The 625-nt window shown below is 59.7% G+C and carries 1 protein-coding gene; it reads right to left on the bottom strand.

From position 1 onward, the window contains the following. Positions 1 to 453 (bottom strand): hypothetical protein (locus tag AC1DRJ_RS31495; RefSeq protein WP_477805541.1); only part of this gene is annotated, 453 nt, incomplete at its 3' end. Positions 454 to 625 lie beyond the last annotated feature (172 nt).

Below are 625 nucleotides of genomic sequence, written 5' to 3'. Positions count from 1 at the left end.
CTGGCCTCGGCGAGTGGCGCTGTCCTCAAGCACGTAGGCGAACGCCAGATCGGTGAGGGTGTCCAACCCATCGTTGCGCGCTGCCTCCCGCTCCACAGTGTTTATCGACAGCAGATCGCACATCCGATCAAACCCAAGCCCTTTGTCCAGACCTTCGGTGTCCATCACCAACGAACGACCGATGCCAGCGAGCACCGTGCGCAGGTCTTCCCGCTCCACCCGACGGTGGTCGTCAGCTTGACGCTCGATCTGGGCGATGGTGCTGGCGGTGAATGGCAGGTACTGGCGCAATTTGCTGGCCTTGCGGCGCATGGCTCGACGTTCTTCGCGAATTGAATCGAGCCGCTTACTGAACTCGCGGCAGGTGCGTCGAGTAGTGATCAAACGGGTGCTCATGCTGGCGCCTGGCTTCATGGCAATGTCCACCAAGGCAATAACGAGGCTGGTGCTCATGAGTGAGTCTCCAACGGTGCGTGGTCGTCGCTGGCGCGCAGGTCAGCTTCCGTCAGGTATTAGGGCATGCCCCGCCCACTATCCGCTCTGAATTGGTATGTATTGCGCCCAGCCGGGCGATGAAAAACGATGATTTTCATGAAAGGGTCTGGTGCGATGCACAGCTATAGCG

It is taken from the genome of Pseudomonas sp. P5_B2, from assembly GCF_056400445.1.
This window is presented reverse-complemented; position numbering and strand designations above follow the sequence as displayed.